Below are 17,482 nucleotides of genomic sequence, written 5' to 3' on the forward strand. Positions count from 1 at the left end.
GTGCCTTCACGGCCAGATCCTCCTTCTGGGGCGCAAGCTTCAACGAGGAAGGATCGGTATCCGTTCCTCGACGCGCACTGCGTCAGTTCGCCCGCCGCCCGCAATCTTCCCTTGAATCGCGGCAGCGCGAGTCCTAGCCTTGGTTTTTGCTCGTCATGTCAAGGAAGAAGGCATGCTGGGGCAATCGAGGCCATTGCTGCGGATGATCTCATGGCTACGCGCCATGCGCGTGTTCTTGATCGCTCCAGAGCCAGCTACCCGAAAAGCCTCGCCTCTGCTCGCTTTTACGGTTGTCGTGCTCATGCTGCTCCTCCTCATATTGGAAGTGGACTTGCAAAGCGCCGACCTTCAATCGCTGGGGTTGATGAGCGATGCATTTTCGATCGACCCGGTTTTTAAGAGCCCCTAGACCCGGCAGCAACTGCGGGCGAGCTTGAGATCGTTCGCCACAGTTACTCACAGGAAGCGGCATCGTAAGATGAGTACGGCTTGTAAATGATGGAGTTCGCGCATGAAGGCTTTTCTGCTCGGTTGCGCTGCTGCCGTTGTGATCGCAATTGCAGCAATGGCGCTCTTGGATCAGGTGCAGAAACCAGTTGCCCAAGCGTTTGCTACAACCGGTGTCCGCCTGTAAGACTGCCCGCCACAAGACGCGCCGGGGTGGCCGCTTGATGCTCGGCTACTAATCTCCACGAGGTGAGGCGCGGGCTTCCATGACATCGCTACAAAGCGATCCCTTGTCGGAGTATCGACCGCGCCTCAAGGGCAGAATGCGATCAGGCACATCAAGAGTGGCACTTCTCCCTTCTCAGTCGAAGTACGACGTTCAGCAACATGGGAACGCTCTTTGTTGGACCGGTGGCTTGCGGCCTGTCACTCTATCGGTGAACCTTCGATAACGAGCAATCAACCTCGTCGCTCGATCGCACCCGGTGCGGCCTTGTTCTTACCTGTCAATGTTGTTGACGGTAGTCCTCCGGAGTTGCTGTTGCGCCAAACGCGGTCTGGGATGCGGCGTTCAGCGCATCCACTCGACGTCAGGACAATTGCCGCTCGCATTCGTATCTACATCAGGATTGGAGATGATCATGCGCAGCATAGCACTGGTGATCGCATTCGTGATTTCGTTGACCGGCCTAGCATCGGCTCAGAAGGCCGAAATTGAAGTGATCAACGCCAAATGGATTGAAATGTTCAACAAGGGCGACTTCTCTGGAATTGGGTCACTCTACAGCACGGATGCGACTGCATTCCCGCCCGGCTCTGCGATGGTGCAGGGCCGAGCAGCCATCGAGACAATGTGGAAAGGCATGGCGGAGCAAGTTGGCGATCCGAAACTTACCACCGTTGACGTTAAGCCGCTTGGCCCTATGGCGGCACGCGAGATCGGCACCTTCGTGCTGAAGACCAAGGGACCGACACCACAGGAAGTGACTGGAAAATATGTCGTGGTTTGGGAAAAGGTCGGAAATGATTGGAAGCTCGCCACCGATATCTGGAACGAAGGCAAGTAGCATCGTTCGCAGGCCTGCTTCGCGTCAAAAGCTTCCGAACGTCAAGGCTGATTCATTGGCATGAAAGGGCGGGCCCTGCAGGCTTGCGCCTAATGGATTTTTCTGGATCTCCCGGTGCACACGTCGTGCACACGAAAGCCGGAGTGCACACGCGTGGCGACCTACACAAATTGCATCCGGAAACCGGCGCGTCCAAGTCCGGCGCAAGACCCGTTATGTGGCCGAGACGTTCCGAAGACGCAAGGATGGCGAAGGAAGAATGGGCGCTCGAAATGGAGCGCAACATTGACCGTAATGGATCGTCGAAGCCACGCGTGGTCCGGAACGTTCGCACGTTTGGCGATCTGATTGACTTGCACGACCAAGACATGCGCGAGGTCGGTAAGCCCCCTCGCCGATCAAAAGCTGCTGTGATGGCCTAGCTCAAGACCGAACTCGGCAGTGTGAAGCTGCCCGCTCTGAACAGAGAGTCGCTGATCGAGTTCGGAAGAAAGCGCGCCAAGCTGGGCGCTGGCCCCCGCGACACTGGCAATCGATTTGTCCTTCTCCGTACAATCATAACGAACGCCGCCGCCGTGCACGGTGTCGAGGTTTCAGCCGAGGAAGCCCGCCTCGCACGCGTCGCGTTAAGTCACCTCAATTTGGTTGGAAAGAGCAAAGAGCGTAACCGACAGCCCACGCAAGACGAACTCGACGAGCTAATCAAATACTTTGAGACGAACCGCCGGCAATTCATACCGATGGGACGGATCGTCAGACTGTTCCAGACGTTGCGCATTCGGTAGATTCGGCCTGTAAATTTGTGTCAGAAGCATACGCGACAGGCAATCATTGGACCACGTCTGACAGGTGAAAGCCTTTGCGACACGGGCCAGGCGCCCAGCTATGTGACGGGTGAAAGCCTGCGAAAACGAGGATGCGGAGTCACAACCAAGAGCGCGGCTGATTTCGTCGTTGATCTGGTTGCTTTCTCGCAAGGCCTTGGCGACGAGATTGACGCGCCAGCGCGTCGCGCGTCTCCAGCAGGCGCTGAAGCGCCGCACCCGAAAGCCGCTGACGTCACCGCTTGGGAGGCAGGATTCAAACTTTGTTGCGATATCACGGACGCTCACGATCTTTCCCGCGGGCGAAATGCCGCTTCGCCGCCTCCCGAAGATATGTTCAAGCACGTGCAGGATCTCACCCTGTGGATGGATTCCCTCCGTGAACGTCACAAGCAATTCGCCTAAAATAGGAAGCCGCACCAAGGGCCGATCTGCTCAATAGCAGGGTCGTTCGAACTTGCGGCACACTCGTTCGGCAAATGGTGACTAAGTGGGGAAGCCGCTCGGCGAGCCGCTTTGTCACCGGCACCGCCGATCACGTTGTCGGGAGCAACCGTCCGGTGGGATCCAAAAAGCACCGTTTGAAAAACCGTTTTAGTTCGGTCTTCTCAAACCGTGGATCGGCCTAAGGCTTTGCGAGGTGCGGTGGGCGGGGCCCAAACCTGGGACCCGCTGATTAAGAGTCAGCCACGAGTTAAGAACGTTCAATGATTAGGCGGTCGCCGCCTGAGCATATTCGGCCGAAAATTGGCATCCGTCGCACAGGCATAGAGCGTCCGCTTCGATGACACTCTTTCCGGTTCCCGAGAAGGCGGACGAGCGATAGGCTTGGCCGACATCAACTGCAATCCCCGCGAGCCTGCCGGTCTCCAGTTGGAGCCAATCGCAGGATCTAGCGGGATCGTGCGTGGCGGTGCCGTCGCACACGCACGACTCCCAATTGGAACCATATCTCCGGTGACCGATTGGAGCGCTGTTGAGTAGTGCAGACCAGCCGGCACCAGCCGGCAGGAGACCTAGCGCCGGACCTCCGTGGGGGACGAATCCCATGATGGACCACGCGACAAGAGTTGGTAATCGATTGTTAGCAGCGTTGCCGGCGGCGGATTTCGCTTTGCTTGCGCCTCACCTGCGGAAAGTCGTACTCAAGCGCGACGCCGTACTGGTCCGATCGGGAGATCGAATCGAGCACCTTCTCTTCCCCTGTGGCGGCGCGATTTCCTACATCGTGGACTTGCCGAACGGGCAGACTGCCGCCATAGCGGTGATCGGTCGTGAAGGTGCGATCGGTCTAACGTTGGCGCTTGGTACATCCCACTCATCCGTGACGGTAGTCGTCCGCGTACCGGGGCCCGTGCTGCAGATTCCGGCGGCGCAATTTTTGTCAGCTCTGGGGCGCAGCGCCGCGATCGCATCCATGGTGCAGATTTTCACGAGATCGCTGCTGACGCAGGTTCAGCACGTCGCGGCTTGCAATGCACTGCATTCCGTCGAAGCCCGGATGGCCTGCTGGCTGCTTCAAATTCACGACCGGGCGAATGGCAGCAATCTCCTCCCCTTGACCCAGGAGACTATGTCGGAGCTACTGGGCGTCCGACGCACCACGGTCACGCATGTTGTGAGGGCGTTGCGCGCGTCAAGAGCGTTGAAATCCAACCGCCGCGGTCAGCTCGAGATTGACCGGCCGCGGCTCGAAGCCGTGGCATGCGAGTGCTACAAGGTGATGAGCCGCAGGATCGATCGGATAATTTCGCGTGGCGGAGCAGGACTTATTCAAGCCGCGCCGGCGCGAGACGCCCGCCAGCCGCCCGGCGACCGACTATCCAGGGCAGGCTCGTAGACCCAGGCCTCTCGCGCGAACCACTCGTGTGTAGCCGCGCAGACCCGACAATAGGTGCGCGAGAAGAATACCGCGCTGCAGCGAAACCTTTCGCGATCAGTCTCGATACCCGTCGAAATAGCGTCGCCCGTTTCCGGGCATTTGATCATTACCACACCCATCTTCGTTTCCTGCAATCTGTTGCGGACCCTGAGCACGCTGGCCCGCCATCGACTGGACCGAGCGTCCCCTCGTCGCGGAAACGCCTGTCCAGTCGATCCGCGCGGCCGGTAGCCTCGGTTCAGACGGTCTTGTGCAGCACTCTGTTGAAGCTAGTCTTGATGGGCTCGGTCGTCTCGATCGCAACTTTCTGCGCGAGCTCCCAAAGCTCCCGATTCTGTGCGGAGACAACTTCGAAAGCCTCGCGGCTTCGGGCGGTCGAAAGATGCACGATATCCAGCAGCGACCTGGTCTCAGCGAGCCGGGATAAAAACTCCAGGGTGGCGCTGGTATTGTCTTTGGAAATCTCGATGACCTTGGCGCCGTAATCAACGGCCCCTCTGGCGTTCATAGAGCAGGCTTCACGGAGAATGTCGCTGATCTCCTCGGAAGTCGCTTTCATGCTCGCGATATTTTTCTTGGTCTGTGCGGCGCCCTGCTCGGCGAAGCCACGGAGGAGTTCCTGGAAATTCAAAAGCGGCAAATCGAACCTTGGTTTTGCACCATTCGCGTTCTCATTCACCGGATCGGCCTGCGTTTCGACTTTCACATTGGCATCATTCACGAGCTTTCATCCTTTCAAGCGAAACTAGTTAGTAGATTGAAGACCCCCCGCTCCCCGCACGTACTGCGCCAGAAAACTAGCGCCCCTGTTCTCGGCGTGACGGGATGCTGCTGCGGATGAACCGCTCGCCCCCCGCCGAGCCAAATATGATCGATTAAATTCGAACCATCCGTTCGCTTTCGGACTCTCGCTGAATAATTTGATGGGTTGCGACCAGGCGGAGCAGGCATAAGCTTTAAATCTGCGACGTTGCAGGGTGGCGCTCTGAGCTCGCGCGCCGTCCGAGATAGCCCGACCGGCGCAGCTCGCGCTGATGGTTCTCTTCTCGATCCACTCGGTCCCTGAGACTCTCAAGTTCCGCGAGTTGGGAGGCAAGCGCTTCGAGACGCTGGCGAAGAACAGCAGCGGGGTTGTCCACTCGAGCGCAGATTTTCATGTGAGGTCTCCTGGCAATATGTCCGCGAGAATTCCGCCAGCTTCGATGGTGGGCAAAAAAATATGCAATCAGAGAAAAACGCGACTAACATTCGGATGCTGCGTTGCCGATAACGATGCGGCGGCGCGTTAATAGAGTACTCATGTGCCCAGGCGCGGCACGCTCCATTGGGCCAGGCTGCTCAGCATGCAACAACAGCGGGTCGAACCGTTGTTAATGCTCGGAGCGGGTTGCGCTCGAAAGTCGAGTGGCGGCTCGCTCGCACTCGGGCTTGTGCCTCCGCTCGTCGTCTTCTTCATCTGCACAATCGACCCCTCCATATGCGGTCGGATCTCCGGAGTTCCCTCCCGTCGCGAAAGGTCCTTTGCCACCGGCCGCTCCGCCGGATCCGCCGCCACTGCCGGATGGCCCTCCAGCAGCAGATGCCCCTCCACGCCGCCCCCCAGGTCCGCCACCGCCTCCAGGTGCCCCGCCGCCAGAGGACCCCGACGCTGCAGAGGACGGGCGGTCGTTGTCGAGGAACGACTGGCCCCTGTCGTCGCCATGCGTTGCTCCGTTCTGTCCGCCTGAACGCGCGATGGCCGTCGAGGTCAGCGAGGTCGACAGCAGCAGCGTCATGACGGGGGGTGTCACGGCCGCGAATCTTCCGCAGGTTTTTAGGAACGCCCGCCGGTCGTCATCTTCATTGCCACTTTGGCTCACGATGCGCTCCCCTTGATTTAAATTTGCTTTATTCCTATTATATATTAAATAGACTTTCAACCAGAATTTTGTTTGAAAGATGGAGATTACGAAGCGTGCGCCGCCAGCAGATTGCCAGCATTTCCATGGCCTCGGGCTTGCTCGCCCCGGCGCCGGGAAACCCCAATCTGGAGTGTCAAACTAATATTTAATATGCATATATCTGATTCGCTTGATTAAGGGCGCCGCACGACGGATGATTGCCACGCCACTGCAATTTCACCGGCCCATCGAAAACATGGAGATCTGGAGCGCGAGCGGCGATGGCTTCTCGTTTGTGATCAGCCTGGAGAGCCCTACCGGTCCAGGCTTTCACGGACGCTCCGGATACCTGGCGAGTTGGCGACCACTCTACGAGAACAATGGCGCGATCAAGATCAGCGGGTCGCCCTTCCGAACATTGGCTGAGGCCGAAGGAGCCTGCCGAAACATGGCCGAGCATCTGCGCGCCGCAACCGATGCTCACCGCCCAGCATGATGCGGTGTCCAGCTAACGCGTACCTTCCGGAAGGACATTGCTTCGCTTAACGTCCTCGTCGTTTCGAACCGCCGAATCCTGCTGTAGTAGGCCGGAAGAGGCGAGTTCACGTGCGGCCGCATGTTTCCCGTTTTGCGAAATTGCAAATGCCGCGAGAACTGTTCGATTGCTGATATCGAGCTTCTGGAAGATGTGGTGAAGGTGGACTTTGATCGTACCATCGGTAATGCTCAGGAAACGCCCAATCTCCTTGTTCGATAGCCCCTCCGATACAAGTCTCATGATCTGCCGCTCCCGGTCGGTCAGCTGCGTCGGAGCCTTTTCCTCGCCGGTGTGAGACTCCCCACGGACCTCGCCACCTGTGCACGGCGACCGCGATGCCGGTCCCTGGCGTTCCGCAACCTTCCTCAGGGTCGCGACCAGCATCTCCGGCTCAGCATCCCTCGTGAGGACGAGGCAGGCGCGGCCCGCGGCCAGCGTCTGCAACCTTTGATCGCCGGCCTTTTCAGCGAAGAAAATGACCCGGGTACCTTGGCCAGCGGTGTTTGCGATAGCCAGAATGTCCGGTCGACTGATACTGGGCATTGCAATATCGACCAGTGCAATATCGGGCACCAGAAGTCGGATGGCCCCAATGCAGCTTGCAGTATCGCCGCAGGCGGCCACGATCGCAAAATCACGCTGCGCCGCAAGGACGCTGCTGATTCCCTGCAAGACGATCGGGTGCCGATCCGCGATGACGACTCTGATGCGGCGCATGCTTCCCCTGCCTATCCCTGATACCCCGCGCGGCAGTTTTTATTCCTGCATTCACCTCAAGACGCGCGGGAAGCACAACCAATCCGTTCTGCCAAAACGCCGCACTGTCGATTCGTCGCGGCGCGTATCGGCAACGCATGATGGCCACACCACTGTAACTCGCTTTGAGAATGCATGCAGCACCGTAGGATTGCGGTCCTCCACGGAAAATCCGAAGCAGCCGATTCATCTACAAAACAGCGCCTTCTCGGCTGGCCATGATCTGCAAAACTCTCCCGCAGATCTGGCGGTCCAGTATGTGGCTGCCTTGTCAGGATTGGTTAACCGCCATCAAGCTCATCACCGACCACTTATTACGAACGATATATAGTCACATTCATGATTCAAATCTAACATTCGACAAACTTGACCGGAGCGAGGCGGCTGAAAAGCCTCGACCCATAACACGGAGGAGGCTCAAAAAGTAAGACTATTCATCCAACATCAATATGAGGAGTGGAAATTTTCTAACCATTAATCAGACGTCTCGAACGATAACGGCTGCTTCGGCAGGGGCACCGATGAAAACCTGGTCAGCAAAGTTCGGCCGACATTTTCGTTAACCCGGCAAACTTCAATCTGCGGTCACGGGTCATCGCTGGTAATGAGTAGGTGGTCACATGTATTCTTCGGCTGTTTTGCGGCAAACGCATGAATCTCTGATCGTTCAATTCACTGAATTGCAGAATTTACGTAGTCGTGTGTCGATGGCCGAGCAGCGCTTGCTCGGCCCGATGCGAAGGGTCCGCCGGCGGAGACCGGCTGGGAGGCGACCGGCCGGTCGAAGGCACAGGCCCGGCTGGTAGCCCCAAGAAGTACCGCACTGCACACTAGAGTTCTGTGGGCAGGCCGATCAGGCTTGCCCGACGGGGCTTCGACCTGATAAGCCCCCCTCCTATTTCAAATCGGAAGTAGTGGGGACGGCTTCCATGGGGAACGACGAGTGGGCATCCGCGGCCACAGCCGAGCTGTGGCGGCTTTACGATGAAGTGACGACTGTTCTTAGTCGGAGAATGATTGCGGAAAAAGCCAAGCTCGAAGAGCGGCTTCGCAGGATCGAGGGAACTTCCGGGGCCCCCAACGGCGAACGTGCGCGCCGCCCCTACCCGCCAGTGCTGCCGAAGTATCAAAATCCGAAAAACCCGTCCGAGACCTGGTCCGGTCGTGGCAAGCAACCCCGCTGGTTGAAGGCGCAGCTCCGAGCCGGCAAGAAGCTGGACGATTTGTTGATCAACCGTTCATCCAGCCGCAAGCGCCGCCGCACCGGTTGAGCCCCGCGACGGTCGCGACGCCGTAGACACCGCTATGGCGCGGCTGTCCACAGCAACATCTAGCGATCGCGATCCTCTTTATTGTTCGGACTGCCGTCACCGCCGCCGTTGCCGTAGCCATTGTTGCCGTGCACAATATGACCGCCTGAACTGGCTATCGCGGCTGAAGTAAGAGAGGTGGACAGCAACAGCGTCATGGCAGGAGGGGTGACGGCGGCAAATTTTCCGCAGCTCTTCAAGAACTCACGACGATCTTCGCCGTCGGTATCAAGATGGGTCATGGGGATCATCCTGCAACAGCCAGCCCTCAATTAAATGGTACGTCAAACTAGCGAAAGAGCAACTTAAATTTGTTAATGCAGTAATTTATTCCTCAGCTTGCTCGTTGATACTTGCCATTAAATCGGCGGCGACCGGAGTTGCGGCGAAAATGGAAACTTGGGCCGGCCGCGGATTGCATTTATTTCGACGTTGAGGGCTGCTGAAGGCGCGCAGGACAGCCAAACGCCTTGGCACCTGTAGGAATATCCCTGTTGACCAGTGAATTTGCACCTATGATCGCGCGGTCGCCGATCGTTACACCCATTTGGATCACGGAATTAGGGCCGACATATACTCCATTGCCGATCCAGGTGGGTGCGTAATCGATCGGGTCCCTGCCGAGCGAAATAGAACGATTTACGGTGTTATGTGTGTAGATCTGGACGCCAGCGGAGATGGAGCACCAGTCCCCTATCTGCAAATCTCCCCCCGAGCCATCCAGGATACATCCTGGTCCAATCCAGGTATTTCGTCCGACCTTGACAGACCCCAGAACGAGCGCGTTGTCGTACATCGTGGTGCCCTCGCCGAACCCATACGCTGCGGCGTTATCGTCGCGCTCGGTGAGAAGGTCTCCGATCGGCACCCTCCGATCGAATTGCTTCCTCTTGCGAACTGCGAGAGCCCGCAAAAACTGGCGCGCAAATGCGAGCCATTGATCCACACGGTCATCGGACATTCTGGGATCGCGTAGCATCGGAAGCACCACTTGGTTTGAATTGCCAACTGCCTAACATCGGCAATCCTGACGTACGGCTAATTTGATAAGCGACTTTGGAATGCAATTACAACTTCCTCCCGATGCGCCGCGCCAAATGCAGGTATCGGAGGGCGATATTAGCTTCGGCACGACGTTTGTCGTCAGGCCGACATTATTTCAACCATTTCAATGGCCTACACTTCTTCGCTCCCGCCACACTTGCACAACCGCGACGAATGGACAGTGAGATCCGCTGTCCGCAGTTGACACAGCCTTGGCATTTTGCCATTCGCGAACGCCCTTCCGTCCAGACCGGCGAACCTGCCTGTTCAATATCGAAGCCCCAAGGTCGCGGCTCGAAGCGGTCGCCGCCGTGGCTGCGCCAAACCGGCCTCAGCTCTAACATCTCGGCGTTGGCAACGAACAAGACTACGTTGTAATCCTTCACGTTAATTGGGTTCGTTCTGCGCATTTCGAGCTCCCCTCCTGATGCCGGAGCGCACAAACACCCGGGGGCCTGACGCCGACCATCACCTTTATCGTCGCCTCCGACAGCGCCATCGCCACCAAGCGCGCGGCGGTGCAGGACCTCGTGCAGCGGCTGAACAAGGCGCGGCGGCCGTGGCATTGCGCGCACGCGCGCATTGGCGCGAACCGATCGGCATGAAAACCGGTCCGGACGCCGATCACTGGGCCTGTTCCGCGTGACCAACCGCCTCGGCCGACTTGCGCGGTCTTGGCCCGCGTCCAGCGGGGCGGCATTGCACAGCCCCCTACCGGCTTGCGTCGGAGAGACGACGTCGCAGCAACCTGTCGCGCCGTGCCTGCGCACGCCGCAGATAGCGCTCGACCATTTTGAGGTCGTGAACAAGACCGGCACAGGCGTCTCCTCGCCCTGACGCCACCGGGCCTGAAGCTGGATCAGAGCCGCACGCGGTTGCGCACAGTTGAGCCAGCAGTGCATTGGCCACCGCACGCCCTCGCCTGACCGCAAGTTCGGCCTGCGCGATCGATCGCGCTTGCAGCAAATCGATCCGGCCGAAGGTTGCCTCCATGATCGCCCGGGCGAGTTGCTCGGCGCGCGCGAGCCGATCAGCATCGAGCGCCACTTGCGCGGCGAGGCCATGGCGGCGTGCATTCCGGCTCGCGCGCGCCTTTCCCGACGGGGATCTCGGGCCGGTGCTGAGTTTCGCATTGGCGCGATTGGCGGCGCGTTGACGTTCACTGGTCATCACTTGGCGGCTGCTCCAAACTCGAACCTTCGAGGGTTCCTGTGTTACAATTATTGTCCCGTGCCAGCCGAAGCACTTGATCCTGCGCCTGCATCCGGCGATGTAACGCGATGGCCAACAGCGCCTTGTCGCGGCGCGCGGCCTTCGGTGCTTGCAATTGCTCGAGCTGGATCAAGGTCGGCAAGGAATTGAGCACCGCTTCAGATTCAATGTCGAATTCGGTCAGGCCGGCTTGCTGGAGGATGACAGCAACTTCGGCCTTGGCGTCCGGCTCCCCACGTGACCAGCGCTCCACCAGGGTCACGTGATCGGCGTCGCACATCGCGGGCTGGTGCTGCACAAGCTGCGCATAGAGTACCTCCCGCTGGCGCGTCGCGAGGAAATGGGACGCCGCTCGGCGCAACCTTGGCATCTGCAGGCTGCCATCGGTGAGATCTTCGGCGTACATGTCTTCAACGCGATCGCGCGGCCTGATGGCGGCCTTGATCTGGCGATGGTTCCTGTCGAACTCATCGCGCCGCAGCGGCGCTCCAGAGATTTCAAAGTTTGTTTCGCGAGCCCGTCGTGTCATCGTTGCTCCCCAAAGCACAAAATGTTGAGTTACTTTGCACGGGCTCGTGGAGCCTTCGCCCGATGGAAGCGGCTCCGCTCTTCCAGAGTGATGCTCCGTTCGGCGGCCTTCAATTTAATCAATCGATCGAGCGCCCGATCGAACATCGCATCACATTCACGTTCGAGGTCAAGCTCGCGAGCGAGGACATCATCTGTGAGAACCGCACCCGCCATCATGATCCGAAGTTCCTCGCAAGGTGCACTTAGCCCCAGGGCTCCCGTCGCAAGCATGGCCAGCAATTCAGCCCGAATTGCCTTGCTCCGGCCTTTGGCGGTCTTGAACTTCGCTCTCGGGCAGCGGTCTCTGAGGTGATGCGCGCTAGGAGCGTCGATCAAGTGAAGCGCCCGCTCTAGCTCATCCTCGGTCGTGATCTTGGCGAGCAGCTGGAGAAAGGCCGACAGCGCATGAAAGCGGTCATACCCTTCGTGCCGCGGATTGAACCGCGCGCCCGTTATGCGAACGCAGAGAAAACGCTGGTAGCGCTGCTTGCGCCAGAGACACTTTGCCATTGTCAGCACACAGTCCTCTTGATCCACCCCGCACGGCACGTATTTACTTGTCAGCTCTTCAACGATGCGCTCAAAATCGACCGGATCTTCGCCGTCCAGAAGCAAGATAGGCATGTTCCATCTCCTGACTGATATTGCAGGCTTGGGCTCTCACCCGTCACTGAGATGCGCTGCTGCAGATTGTCGAACGCCACAGTTGCTGGAGTGGCCGAGCAATTCGCTTAGATCAGACCATCGATGCTTGATCAGGGCGGCCGCGCGCAGGTCGAATTGTGGGCGCTACCACGACCTGCGAGGTCGTCCCGAAAAAATATGCAGGCAATTGAATTTTGATGTTTGGATGTGGCGGCATTTTCCCTGCTTCTCGCACGAGGTTTGAGGCGCGTCCGACCAGATGGTCTGACGAGTTGCTTCCCAAAAAAACTCCGCCGCGGGGAAACGAGCGCCAATGCGAATCAAAGCAATCGGCCTCAGCGCCAGGCTATCGTGCGATACGTTAAAATTGGATTTAACGAGAGAGCTGTCGCTGAGAGTGGCTGAGCTGAGAATGCGCGAATGGGTTTCGAACTCTAGTCTGGCGGCGCGGGTGATGAATGTATCTGAGCGTGCCGCAACGCGGACGCTACGACGTCACGTGCCCCCGGCAACGCGCGCCTTCTTAATTGGATTAATTGGATCATCGAACACCGGCTTGCGATTGAATCCGCCGTTTCCGTCGATCACGAGCGCGGCTTCCACGAAACTCGCCGTCGAGGTGTAGAATGTTCCTCGATCGCGAGTGCGCAGCCTTTCGCTTCGGGTTCGTCGCGCAAGATGGCGACCGGTGCGGAGGTAATTGGTGATCATCGCGGCAGTCCGCGATCGGTCGATCGATAAGGTTTCTTCGAGCGTTTGGCGTAGTTCTGGCCAATCTGTGGACGATGGTCCGAGACGCGCGCCCCTGTTCCCGGCGGACCCGCTCAAGGCGCTCGCGAACAGCGATCGTAACTGCCGTCGCCATCACTCACCGGTACGCGGCCTGAATCTGCGGTCGACCGATGTGTCTTCGGGTTTTTGAGATTCACGCCCATCCTCGCCACCTCTTACCATATAGCATTTACCATCCCACCCTCATACACGCGGCAGCTGCAAACACTGCTCCCGAGATGTGACTATTTGCGGGATCTGTCGCTGGCTGCTTTTCCGAGTCGAACGCCCGGACCTCCACCGTTCTCGTCGATGAACTCGACGCCAGCGGCTTTTAGCGCTCGCTGGATAAGGTCAAGGGTCTTCGGATCACCCGCATAACGGCCCACCTCGATATTGTTGATAGTGTTCCGGTGGAGACCGGTTGCGTCCGCGAGGTCCCGGACAGTCCAATTTAAGGCTGCACGAGCCATACGAACTTGTGCACTTGTCACAGCCATGGTATTGTGCTTTTGTCACATGTGTCAGAATCACAAGGAAGGCTAGCACAATCATCAGGATGGCATTCATGCACCGCTCAATCAGTTCACAGCAAAAGATCTCTCATTTTGACCGCCGCACTTTCATCGGCGGCAGTGACGCCCCGACCGTCATGGGCGACGACGCGGTGGCGCTGCTGCGGCTCTGGCAGGAAAAGCGCGGCGAAGTCGAGCCAGAAGACCTCTCTGGCAACCTGGTGGTCCAGCTTGGCACCGCGACCCAGCACCTCAACCGGGCGTGGTACGAACGCCAAACGGGCCTTGCAGTCACGCACGTTCAGCGCCGGGTTTTCCACCCCGTGCACAAGTGGATGGCCGCGACTCTCGATGGGCGGGTGCACCAAACCGGAGACGTATTCGAAAGCAAATTCGCGCTGCCCTGGAATTTCTCCGAGGACGCGGCCGCGGACAAGCATATGGCCCAACTGCAGCACAACATGTGGGTGGTCGCCGCCCGCGCCGCGGTGCTGTCGATCATCACCGGTGGTGGCCGATGGGTGGAAATCAGGATCCATGCCGATCCGCTTTATCAACATCTGCTGCTCACCGCCGAGAAGAAGTTCTGGCGCTGTGTGCAAAACGGTGAGGCGCCGCAGCTGTTTGGCATCGAACCGCCGCGGCCGCGGCTGGCGGCGATCCGGGTGGTCGACATGAGCGGCTCAAACGCCTGGGCGGAATTGGGCACGCTCTACCGCCAAACTCGCGGCGCGGCGCTCGAGCACGAGCGGGCAAAAACAGAGCTAAAGGCGCTGGTGCCGGAAGACGCCAAGGAGGCGAGCGGCCACGGCTTGCGCGCCAAGCGCTCCAAGGCCGGCGCAATCAGCTTCGAGGTGGTCGACGTCGCTTAAACCTCCCGCCGAGCTCAGCCACGGGGCGGGCAACTTGCCGGGCCTGAGCTCCCGGTTCAGAGGGTCTGCCGATGCAGCCGTCCTTTGACTTTGTCCATCTCGATCCCTTCTCTGACCCCCCGGAGCCGTACGAATCGGCATTCGAGCTGTTCGCTGAACTCTCGGCCAAACTGCGTGGCTTTGAGGCGCGCTGCGCGCAGGACCACGTCCTTGTCGCCCTGATCCGTGACCTGGAGCACCAGTTGATCGTCGCCGGCCTCATCCTGGCGATCCAGCTGGACCTCCTGAAGGACCGATAACCTCGAGCAGTGGAGACAGCCAATGCAGCGCTGCAGCGTGACCATCAGCCAAATCGCCGGCGCGCTTGCGCGGGCGCAAAGTGAACTTGAAAATCCGGAAAAGGTATTGACCGCGACGATCGTATCACCGTTCCCGCGGGAGGAGAGCCGCACCTTCCGCTATGCCTCCCTCGCCAGCGGGCTTCAGATCGTGCGCAAGTGCCTCACCAAGCACGAGATCGCGACCGTGCAGGCCACCGCGATCGATGTCGACACCGGACTGATCAGGCTCACGACCACCCTGCTCCACGCCTCGGGCGAATGGATTGCCTCCGACTGGCCGGTGTGCCCGGTCGCCGACACCGCCGCCCCGCACCGGATGGGCGCCGCCCTGACCTATGCCCGGCGCTATGCGTTGTTCGCGCTGGTCGGCATTGCCGGCGAAGACGATCTGGACGCCCCCGATGCGTTAGCCGGCCCGCCCGCTGCGGCGTCGCAACCAGCCGTTGGCGCGATCGCCAAGCCCGCCAAGGGCGTGCTCAACCGCGCGCCGGTGCTGGGGCCGCCAAGGTCCGCCGAGCTCCGCGAGCAGCTGTTGCGCCAGCTCGCAGAGCTGTCTGGCAGCACCGACCTGCTTGCCTGGGCCAAGGCCAGCCTTCCTCTCAAGAACAGCCTGCTGGAGGCGGACGCCCGCTTGGTCGAGGCCGCCTATCAGAGCAAGCTCGAGGACGCCATCCCTCCCGCAGCCAGCAGGGTCGAACAAGCGCACGCCTTAGATCGCGAGCCAAGCCTGGCAGAAGAACCGCTGCCGGCAGCAGTTGCGGGCACCGAGACCGCGCCGCAGCCGGCCCTGCCAGCGGCGCCCGAAACGGGGCTCGCTCATCCCAAAGAGCCTCCCCGCAAGCGCAGCAAGGCCCACCTGCTGTTCGTCCGCAAGCAGCCCTGCCTCGTCTGCCAGCGAGCCCCGTGCGATGCCCACCATCTGAAATTCGCCCAACCTAGGGCGCTCGGCCGCAAGGTCAGTGACGAGTTCACCGTCCCCCTGTGTCGCGCCCATCACCAGGAGCTGCACCGGCATGGCAACGAACGGGCCTGGTGGGCCAATATGCAGATCGCGCCGCTGCCGGTGGCGCAGGACTTGTGGGTGGCGAGCCCAGTCCACAGCCCGTCCAGTGCCGCCGTCCTGAGCGCGGCCGTGCCCTCACGCACCGGGGAGGAGGCCTCACCGCTATGAACGGGGCCTTCCAAACGGCGCGCCCGCGCTGCCGGCGGGGTTCAGTCGCCGAACTCTCCTGGGAGATTCAGCGCTACCGCGTACTGCGCCACAAGCTTCTTGAGACTTATAGCCAAAAGGCGATTGAGGCCACGCTCCGCCGCATCGGCGTGGTCGTGATCGGATCGATCCAATCGCTACGGTCGAGATCAACGCGCGTCTTGCGTCCTATGGATTCGATGCGACGCCATCAACACGGAAGTCTACGTGCCGCGCAGACAAAGCGCATGTTGCTGCTCCACGATCCGGAAACTCGTAAGCGGGCCGATGCGTCGGGGGGCGTCGCCATGCCGCTCACGGAGCGCTTGAAATCGGGCACAATTAGCTCCGGCTTGTGGCCATCGAAGGCCGTCACACGACCAAGACAATCCATCTTGCCGCAATGTGCTGCCGATTTTCTGTATCCACCCGCGCACACATCTTGCGTTAGAGTCCACGATGACAGAGGCGGATTTGTTCTGGACCAAAGATCTTCTCGTTCACGACTAAACGTTGGGGCGCATTGAGTAAGCCCTCGAACAGGACCAAGAGCTCGCGCGCCTGCGAATATCGGACACAGCTCACAGGCATGGCAAAATTACAAAGCCGGCACGCCGTGCTCCGTCAAAGCGTACGTAGATAACTGAGGATGGCTCGGCGTTCTGTCGCGCTGACATCACCGGGGAAATCCATTCTCGTTCCAGGACAGAAGGCGCTTGGTGCTTTGAGGAACTCGTTAAGGCGCTCTTCGGTCCATGTGCCCCCCAAACCGCGTAAGCTTGATGAGTAATCCGGATAGCTCGTGACCGACGCGACTTGACGACCAACAATGCCGAGCAAATCTGGTCCGATCCGATTGCCACTCATCAAGTTCGGCTGATGGCAGCCGCTACACTTCTCCGCGAAAAGAGTTTTCACCCGTGGCACCTTCCTTGGGACGAAGGGAGATCAATTTCTGTTCATCCGTCCATAGCAAGAGACTGCCATCATTACCCTCGATGAGGTCGCGGATGCGACTCCCGATCGCGATCGGCTCGAGGTATTTGACCTGACCGTCCCGCACACGCGCGCGAAACAGCGACGCCGCCTTGAGTGTGGCGATCAGGAGATCACCTTGCCACTGCGCAAACAATCCGCGCTCCACCCCGATCAAATTAGAAACTGCGATCGAGGGGACCCAAGCGAACACTGGAGCTTCATAGCCCTTCTGCTCCGCATCAGGTTTATTCAGCGGCCACGAGAACGAACCATAGTCTGTTCCATAGGTCGCAAATGGCCAACCATAATTTGCGCCCCGGACCAACTGATTGAGTTCGTCGCCGCCCTGCGGGCCATGCTCGGTCGACCAAATCGTTCCAGACCGATCGATATAGAGGCCTTCCGCATTTCGGTGACCAATCGTAAAAATTGTAGTGTTTCCATCCGTAATGTTAATGGCCAGTGTTTTGCCATACGAGGCTGCCGGGTCCTGCGCATAGGCGTGAACCGAGGCAGCCCCGTCGAAGCCAAAATCACCGACGGTCAACAGTAAGCGCGAAGCCGATACCCTTGCTTCAGAATTCGAATGAACGTGCGAAAGAAGCCTCCGGCTTGGACGGAGGTTTGGGATGGGATTGGAC

At 59.3% G+C, this 17,482-nt stretch carries 22 protein-coding genes and 2 pseudogenes; 11 read left to right on the plus strand and 13 right to left on the minus strand.

Going from position 1 to position 17,482, the window contains the following annotated elements; genetic code table 11:
- The first annotated feature begins 139 nt into the window (after positions 1-139).
- The 4 genes from BRA1253DRAFT_RS07680 (at position 140) to BRA1253DRAFT_RS45080 (ending at position 1,936) form a co-directional block, all read left to right on the plus strand.
- Positions 140-409: a hypothetical protein gene (locus BRA1253DRAFT_RS07680; RefSeq protein ID WP_245285874.1), complete on the plus strand. Its 270-nt coding sequence runs from the start codon at positions 140-142 to the stop codon at positions 407-409.
- A 102-nt stretch (positions 410-511) separates the two neighbouring features.
- The gene (locus tag BRA1253DRAFT_RS45845; protein WP_007592777.1) at positions 512-634 is read left to right on the plus strand and encodes a hypothetical protein; all 123 of its coding nucleotides are present in this window, start codon (positions 512-514) and stop codon (positions 632-634) included.
- Between the two features lie 454 nt (positions 635-1,088).
- Positions 1,089-1,514, plus strand: a complete 426-nt coding sequence (locus tag BRA1253DRAFT_RS07685; protein WP_007592779.1) for a DUF4440 domain-containing protein — start codon at positions 1,089-1,091, stop codon at positions 1,512-1,514.
- A gap of 245 nt (positions 1,515-1,759) precedes the next feature.
- A complete protein-coding gene (locus tag BRA1253DRAFT_RS45080; RefSeq protein WP_245285875.1) occupies positions 1,760-1,936 on the plus strand; it encodes a hypothetical protein in 177 nt (58 codons plus the stop codon).
- Positions 1,937-2,212: 276 nt separating this feature from the next.
- Here BRA1253DRAFT_RS45080 and BRA1253DRAFT_RS44355 read toward each other — a convergent pair whose 3' ends face one another.
- A complete protein-coding gene (locus BRA1253DRAFT_RS44355) occupies positions 2,213-2,761 on the minus strand; it encodes a hypothetical protein (protein WP_198288336.1) in 549 nt (182 codons plus the stop codon).
- Positions 2,762-3,386: 625 nt separating this feature from the next.
- Here BRA1253DRAFT_RS44355 and BRA1253DRAFT_RS07695 point away from each other — a divergent pair.
- Positions 3,387-4,178, plus strand: a complete 792-nt coding sequence (locus tag BRA1253DRAFT_RS07695; protein WP_035992968.1) for a Crp/Fnr family transcriptional regulator — start codon at positions 3,387-3,389, stop codon at positions 4,176-4,178.
- A 280-nt stretch (positions 4,179-4,458) separates the two neighbouring features.
- On the opposite strand, the gene BRA1253DRAFT_RS07700 is transcribed toward BRA1253DRAFT_RS07695, so the two are convergent.
- Positions 4,459-4,941: a phasin family protein gene (locus tag BRA1253DRAFT_RS07700; protein WP_007592790.1), complete on the minus strand. Its 483-nt coding sequence runs from the start codon at positions 4,939-4,941 to the stop codon at positions 4,459-4,461.
- An 862-nt stretch (positions 4,942-5,803) separates the two neighbouring features.
- Positions 5,804-6,082 (minus strand): annotated as a pseudogene (locus BRA1253DRAFT_RS46145) (hypothetical protein); the annotation flags it as partial.
- Between the two features lie 232 nt (positions 6,083-6,314).
- On the opposite strand from BRA1253DRAFT_RS46145, the gene BRA1253DRAFT_RS07710 reads away from it, so the two are divergent.
- Positions 6,315-6,596 carry a hypothetical protein gene (locus BRA1253DRAFT_RS07710; protein WP_035992975.1) on the plus strand — a complete coding sequence of 94 codons (282 nt, stop codon included), beginning with the start codon at positions 6,315-6,317 and terminating at the stop codon, positions 6,594-6,596.
- Between the two features lie 12 nt (positions 6,597-6,608).
- Here the strand turns inward: BRA1253DRAFT_RS07710 and BRA1253DRAFT_RS07715 are convergent, their stop codons facing one another.
- Complete coding sequence (locus BRA1253DRAFT_RS07715) at positions 6,609-7,355, minus strand: response regulator transcription factor (protein ID WP_007592795.1); 747 nt, start codon at positions 7,353-7,355, stop codon at positions 6,609-6,611.
- A gap of 968 nt (positions 7,356-8,323) precedes the next feature.
- Between BRA1253DRAFT_RS07715 and BRA1253DRAFT_RS07720 the strand changes: the two genes are divergently transcribed.
- Positions 8,324-8,665, plus strand: a complete 342-nt coding sequence (locus BRA1253DRAFT_RS07720; protein ID WP_007592797.1) for an H-NS family nucleoid-associated regulatory protein — start codon at positions 8,324-8,326, stop codon at positions 8,663-8,665.
- Between the two features lie 59 nt (positions 8,666-8,724).
- Here BRA1253DRAFT_RS07720 and BRA1253DRAFT_RS07725 read toward each other — a convergent pair whose 3' ends face one another.
- Together BRA1253DRAFT_RS07725 and BRA1253DRAFT_RS07730 are read right to left on the minus strand one after the other, a co-directional pair.
- On the minus strand, positions 8,725-8,955 hold the full coding sequence (locus BRA1253DRAFT_RS07725) for a hypothetical protein (RefSeq protein ID WP_051058403.1): 231 nt from the start codon (positions 8,953-8,955) through the stop codon (positions 8,725-8,727).
- A 170-nt stretch (positions 8,956-9,125) separates the two neighbouring features.
- Positions 9,126-9,665 carry a DapH/DapD/GlmU-related protein gene (locus BRA1253DRAFT_RS07730; RefSeq protein ID WP_245285876.1) on the minus strand — a complete coding sequence of 180 codons (540 nt, stop codon included), beginning with the start codon at positions 9,663-9,665 and terminating at the stop codon, positions 9,126-9,128.
- A 535-nt stretch (positions 9,666-10,200) separates the two neighbouring features.
- Here BRA1253DRAFT_RS07730 and BRA1253DRAFT_RS45090 point away from each other — a divergent pair.
- A pseudogene (locus BRA1253DRAFT_RS45090) lies at positions 10,201-10,350 on the plus strand (aliphatic sulfonates ABC transporter substrate-binding protein); the annotation flags it as partial.
- Between the two features lie 109 nt (positions 10,351-10,459).
- Here the strand turns inward: BRA1253DRAFT_RS45090 and BRA1253DRAFT_RS40430 are convergent.
- The 5 genes from BRA1253DRAFT_RS40430 to BRA1253DRAFT_RS41215 all read right to left on the minus strand — a co-directional run bounded on the left by BRA1253DRAFT_RS40430 (position 10,460) and on the right by BRA1253DRAFT_RS41215 (position 13,446).
- Positions 10,460-10,918, minus strand: coding sequence for a hypothetical protein (locus BRA1253DRAFT_RS40430; RefSeq protein WP_051058404.1), 459 nt, complete (start codon positions 10,916-10,918; stop codon positions 10,460-10,462).
- Complete coding sequence (locus tag BRA1253DRAFT_RS07740; protein ID WP_007592804.1) at positions 10,908-11,489, minus strand: hypothetical protein; 582 nt, start codon at positions 11,487-11,489, stop codon at positions 10,908-10,910. The genes BRA1253DRAFT_RS40430 and BRA1253DRAFT_RS07740 overlap by 11 nt, the downstream gene beginning before the upstream one ends.
- Positions 11,490-11,518: 29 nt before the next feature.
- Positions 11,519-12,154 (minus strand): hypothetical protein, encoded by a 636-nt coding sequence (locus BRA1253DRAFT_RS07745; protein WP_007592806.1) that lies wholly within the window; start codon positions 12,152-12,154, stop codon positions 11,519-11,521.
- A 516-nt stretch (positions 12,155-12,670) separates the two neighbouring features.
- Positions 12,671-12,886, minus strand: coding sequence for a hypothetical protein (locus BRA1253DRAFT_RS07750; protein WP_007592808.1), 216 nt, complete (start codon positions 12,884-12,886; stop codon positions 12,671-12,673).
- Between the two features lie 305 nt (positions 12,887-13,191).
- On the minus strand, positions 13,192-13,446 hold the full coding sequence (locus BRA1253DRAFT_RS41215; RefSeq protein WP_007592810.1) for a helix-turn-helix transcriptional regulator: 255 nt from the start codon (positions 13,444-13,446) through the stop codon (positions 13,192-13,194).
- Between the two features lie 68 nt (positions 13,447-13,514).
- On the opposite strand from BRA1253DRAFT_RS41215, the gene BRA1253DRAFT_RS07755 reads away from it, so the two are divergent.
- The 3 genes from BRA1253DRAFT_RS07755 (at position 13,515) to BRA1253DRAFT_RS07765 (ending at position 15,845) form a co-directional block, all read left to right on the plus strand.
- A complete protein-coding gene (locus BRA1253DRAFT_RS07755; RefSeq protein WP_007592812.1) occupies positions 13,515-14,333 on the plus strand; it encodes a YqaJ viral recombinase family protein in 819 nt (272 codons plus the stop codon).
- A 71-nt stretch (positions 14,334-14,404) separates the two neighbouring features.
- Complete coding sequence (locus BRA1253DRAFT_RS07760; RefSeq protein WP_007592814.1) at positions 14,405-14,632, plus strand: hypothetical protein; 228 nt, start codon at positions 14,405-14,407, stop codon at positions 14,630-14,632.
- A 22-nt stretch (positions 14,633-14,654) separates the two neighbouring features.
- Positions 14,655-15,845, plus strand: coding sequence for an ERF family protein (locus tag BRA1253DRAFT_RS07765; RefSeq protein ID WP_007592816.1), 1,191 nt, complete (start codon positions 14,655-14,657; stop codon positions 15,843-15,845).
- 642 nt (positions 15,846-16,487) lie between these two features.
- On the opposite strand, the gene BRA1253DRAFT_RS46150 is transcribed toward BRA1253DRAFT_RS07765, so the two are convergent.
- Together BRA1253DRAFT_RS46150 and BRA1253DRAFT_RS07770 are read right to left on the minus strand one after the other, a co-directional pair.
- Positions 16,488-16,730, minus strand: a complete 243-nt coding sequence (locus BRA1253DRAFT_RS46150; RefSeq protein WP_371261367.1) for a cytochrome c family protein — start codon at positions 16,728-16,730, stop codon at positions 16,488-16,490.
- 22 nt (positions 16,731-16,752) lie between these two features.
- On the minus strand, positions 16,753-17,482 hold a 730-nt coding region (locus BRA1253DRAFT_RS07770), incomplete at its 5' end, for a PQQ-dependent sugar dehydrogenase (protein ID WP_210161954.1).

This window comes from Bradyrhizobium sp. WSM1253 (assembly GCF_000244935.1).
Classification (GTDB): domain Bacteria; phylum Pseudomonadota; class Alphaproteobacteria; order Rhizobiales; family Xanthobacteraceae; genus Bradyrhizobium; species Bradyrhizobium canariense.

Coding starts and splice junctions, on each gene's coding strand:
- BRA1253DRAFT_RS45845 (WP_007592777.1), top strand. CDS start 512: ATGAAGGCTTTTCTGCTCGGTTGCGCTGCTGCCGTTGTGATCGCAATT.
- BRA1253DRAFT_RS07685 (WP_007592779.1), top strand. CDS start 1,089: ATGCGCAGCATAGCACTGGTGATCGCATTCGTGATTTCGTTGACCGGC.
- BRA1253DRAFT_RS45080 (WP_245285875.1), top strand. CDS start 1,760: ATGGCGAAGGAAGAATGGGCGCTCGAAATGGAGCGCAACATTGACCGT.
- BRA1253DRAFT_RS07695 (WP_035992968.1), top strand. CDS start 3,387: ATGATGGACCACGCGACAAGAGTTGGTAATCGATTGTTAGCAGCGTTG.
- BRA1253DRAFT_RS07710 (WP_035992975.1), top strand. CDS start 6,315: ATGATTGCCACGCCACTGCAATTTCACCGGCCCATCGAAAACATGGAG.
- BRA1253DRAFT_RS07715 (WP_007592795.1), bottom strand. CDS start 7,355: ATGCGCCGCATCAGAGTCGTCATCGCGGATCGGCACCCGATCGTCTTG.
- BRA1253DRAFT_RS07720 (WP_007592797.1), top strand. CDS start 8,324: ATGGGGAACGACGAGTGGGCATCCGCGGCCACAGCCGAGCTGTGGCGG.
- BRA1253DRAFT_RS07725 (WP_051058403.1), bottom strand. CDS start 8,955: ATGATCCCCATGACCCATCTTGATACCGACGGCGAAGATCGTCGTGAG.
- BRA1253DRAFT_RS07730 (WP_245285876.1), bottom strand. CDS start 9,665: ATGTCCGATGACCGTGTGGATCAATGGCTCGCATTTGCGCGCCAGTTT.
- BRA1253DRAFT_RS40430 (WP_051058404.1), bottom strand. CDS start 10,918: ATGACCAGTGAACGTCAACGCGCCGCCAATCGCGCCAATGCGAAACTC.
- BRA1253DRAFT_RS07740 (WP_007592804.1), bottom strand. CDS start 11,489: ATGACACGACGGGCTCGCGAAACAAACTTTGAAATCTCTGGAGCGCCG.
- BRA1253DRAFT_RS07745 (WP_007592806.1), bottom strand. CDS start 12,154: ATGCCTATCTTGCTTCTGGACGGCGAAGATCCGGTCGATTTTGAGCGC.
- BRA1253DRAFT_RS07750 (WP_007592808.1), bottom strand. CDS start 12,886: ATGATCACCAATTACCTCCGCACCGGTCGCCATCTTGCGCGACGAACC.
- BRA1253DRAFT_RS41215 (WP_007592810.1), bottom strand. CDS start 13,446: ATGGCTGTGACAAGTGCACAAGTTCGTATGGCTCGTGCAGCCTTAAAT.
- BRA1253DRAFT_RS07755 (WP_007592812.1), top strand. CDS start 13,515: ATGCACCGCTCAATCAGTTCACAGCAAAAGATCTCTCATTTTGACCGC.
- BRA1253DRAFT_RS07760 (WP_007592814.1), top strand. CDS start 14,405: ATGCAGCCGTCCTTTGACTTTGTCCATCTCGATCCCTTCTCTGACCCC.
- BRA1253DRAFT_RS07765 (WP_007592816.1), top strand. CDS start 14,655: ATGCAGCGCTGCAGCGTGACCATCAGCCAAATCGCCGGCGCGCTTGCG.
- BRA1253DRAFT_RS46150 (WP_371261367.1), bottom strand. CDS start 16,730: ATGAGTGGCAATCGGATCGGACCAGATTTGCTCGGCATTGTTGGTCGT.